The organism is Brochothrix campestris FSL F6-1037, assembly GCF_000525915.1.
GTDB lineage: Bacteria > Bacillota > Bacilli > Lactobacillales > Listeriaceae > Brochothrix > Brochothrix campestris.
This window is the reverse complement of the sequence record NZ_AODH01000062.1, coordinates 1-2,802: the sequence shown is the minus strand read 5'-3', so window position 1 is coordinate 2,802 and position 2,802 is coordinate 1. Positions and strand designations below refer to the sequence as shown.

3 protein-coding genes and 1 pseudogene are annotated in these 2,802 nt (G+C 25.8%); all 4 read left to right on the top strand.

The features are described 5' to 3' along the window. Positions 1 to 229: pseudogene (locus BCAMP_RS13990) on the top strand (hypothetical protein); the annotation flags it as partial. Between the two features lie 790 nt (positions 230 to 1,019). Next, complete coding sequence (locus BCAMP_RS11205) at positions 1,020 to 1,172, top strand: tetratricopeptide repeat protein (protein ID WP_156921235.1); 153 nt, start codon at positions 1,020 to 1,022, stop codon at positions 1,170 to 1,172. A gap of 253 nt (positions 1,173 to 1,425) precedes the next feature. Continuing rightward, the gene (locus tag BCAMP_RS11200) at positions 1,426 to 2,010 is read left to right on the top strand and encodes an MFS transporter (RefSeq protein ID WP_035315668.1); all 585 of its coding nucleotides are present in this window, start codon (positions 1,426 to 1,428) and stop codon (positions 2,008 to 2,010) included. After that, on the top strand, positions 2,007 to 2,627 hold the full coding sequence (locus tag BCAMP_RS11195; protein WP_084038834.1) for an MFS transporter: 621 nt from the start codon (positions 2,007 to 2,009) through the stop codon (positions 2,625 to 2,627). Before BCAMP_RS11200 ends, BCAMP_RS11195 begins: the two co-directional genes overlap by 4 nt. Positions 2,628 to 2,802 lie beyond the last annotated feature (175 nt).

The window sequence follows — 2,802 nt, the reverse complement described above, 5'->3', positions numbered from 1 at the left end:
AAAAGGACGTTCTGTCAGTGATGTAAGTGATCAACTTGTCCAACGGATTCAAACATGGATGAATAATTTGCCACGTCGGATTTTAGGATTTCAAACACCAAAAGAGCTATTTTTAGAAGAAATTACAAAACTTCAACTGTTCACAAATGAAAAAAGTAAACTTACTATCATGATTCGGCACGTGGTGGCTAACTTATGCTTGCAATTCATGAAAAAAAAGAAATCTTAACTTTTTAACAACGAAATTATTTTAAAAGCACCCATTCATAAGGTGCTTTTTTTATAACATACTTTCATGTGACTGTTGTATAATCAAAAAAAAAAACGAAAAATAAATAAGGGCACAATACAAGAAATTATTGATCTAATAAAATAAGATTAGTAATAAATTATAAAGTAATGTATTTACTGATGGTTATGATAAATTTTTTTGCAATAAGTGCTTACAGATTTCTTTAATAACTTAAAGTTTTTTTGGAACTTTTGGGACACTTATTCTGACTAAAAAACAGAGGTAAAGAGAAAAATTACATATAAACATTAAAATTATTAAATAACAATCTAATTATCAGAAAAATCAGAAATAAACATTTACTAATGTATATAACTATGATAATCTTATTATAGGTTACAATTAAAAGAGGGATATATTATGAAAAAGCCATCTTTAACACGTAAATCAAAAGTTTTCGGATACATATGAATTATTTAAGAACCAATCCTAATAAACTTAAAGATTTAAAAAAAAGCTAAACTCATATTGAATGAAGCTCATAATATTGCAACTACAGAATTACTGTGTTTGGGAGATCAACAAAAATTCATTGAAATATTTAACAGAAATGGTTATGCATTAGCTCTTTTTCAGGAGGGTAAAACTACAGAATGTATAAATATATTGAATGAAAAGATTGCGATGCTATCTGAAATAATAAACGAAAAAAAACACGAATTCTCACTTTAAATTGCATAAAACGGTTCTTATGTACAACTTATACCAGTGTTATTTAAAAGAAGATATGATTGATAGTGCTGAAAAAACAATAAAGATGGTTATTGATTCAGATGAAAATGATATAGAATATAAATATGATTTAGTGCGTTTTTTAATTGAAGAAAATAGGTTTGAAGAAGCATTAGAAGAATTGGATAATATTAAAAAACACAAATAATCCTGACTGTTATTCTCAAAATTCTTACTTAGGATATTGTTACTATTTATTAGAGGATTATAATAACTCTAAAATGTTTTTTTAAAAAGGCATTAGATTATAATTATGAAGATAGTAAAGAAGAAGAAGCATTATATAATTATTTACTTACTTTAGAACAAGTTTTGGAAGTAGATACTATACAGAAATTGAAAGCTAAATATAGTAATAAAAAATTTGTGTTTTTCAATAAAGAAATAGAGGAAATATTTAAATGATTAAAGGAAAAGTAATACCTAATAACTTAGTTGTTTTTCTAGTTGTTTTTTACACAAGTATGGGCATTTCAAAATATATACAAGTTTTATGGTTTAATAACCATAACGCTTTATTTAATTATTCTTTATCATATGCTTCAATGGCTATATTTGGTTCGCTATCTTTCATAATTTCAAGTTTTATTAACCATTGGTCTATACAGAAATTACTAAGAGTATTTTTGCCATTATACGCCATAGGAATGTCTTTAAGGGTTTTTTATGAAAGTCCGATAATAGCAATACTATCAGGCGGAATATCTGGAATAGGTGCATCTGTATGTTTATTAGCTATTAGATCTTGGATCTATTATTTATCAGATGAGAACAAAGAACATAAAGAGAAAATAATTTCATTTAGGTATACAATAATGCAAATATCTTTAACTATTGCAACACTAATTTCAGGTCAATTAATATTTTTTATAAATACTAATAATAAATATATTTATTTACTAGTAATAAGCGCGATTATGCTACTATTTCTTATAGGAATGAAGAACATTCCTATAAGAAATAGTGTGGAAACAAAAAAAAAATAAAAAAAACTTTCAAACTTCCCACTAATAAGTCTCATAGTATATTTTTATATTTATCTGTTTTGATTTTAGGAATATCTACATCTTTAATCGAACCATTAATACCTGTTTTAATCAAAAATGTTGGTTATAATGCTGCAGTAGCCAGTATAATATATACTATGTATGGAATATTTAAAGTGCTGTCTATCTTTTTGTTTAAGTTTAATATTTTTTCTCGAAATGCATCTAAAACATTTGTTACATTAGAGTTAACTTCGGGGATTATTATTATTATACTTGGATTTATAGGTATTGATAGGATACTAATGGTAGTTTTTTTAATGATTATTGGTATAGAAACAGCAGGTTTCTTTGTCTTAAAAGAAATAATGGAATACGATATGTTACCTAAAAATGAATTAGTTTTATATCTCGGTATTATTCAATCTGCTTTTTTATTAGGAGATGCTCTAGGTAGTATATTAGGTGCGTCCATCTATACTGTATATGGAGAAAACGTCTTAATTTCAATACTAGGTATGATTATTATAATTTCTGGTGCTACTTATCACAGAATGTATGTCTATATGAAAAAACAAAGAGATTTTTGTTCTTCAGACCATGGAACACAGACATAAAGAATCTGTCTAATGTATTTTTTCTAATTATAATTTATACTTTTGGCGAATTGTATAATCAAGTTAGCCACCTGAATTTATAAAAAAAGTGCCTTAGCGAAAAATCATGTATTATTGAGGTTACGACACCAAACAATAAAGGATGATTTTGCTATGACACTCATAAAGAATAACA

What these genes read in the sequence shown, in the direction of transcription:
- BCAMP_RS11205 (WP_156921235.1), top strand. Translation starts at nt 1,020, where the DNA reads ATGATTGATAGTGCTGAAAAAACAATAAAGATGGTTATTGATTCAGAT.
- BCAMP_RS11200 (WP_035315668.1), top strand. Translation starts at nt 1,426, where the DNA reads ATGATTAAAGGAAAAGTAATACCTAATAACTTAGTTGTTTTTCTAGTT.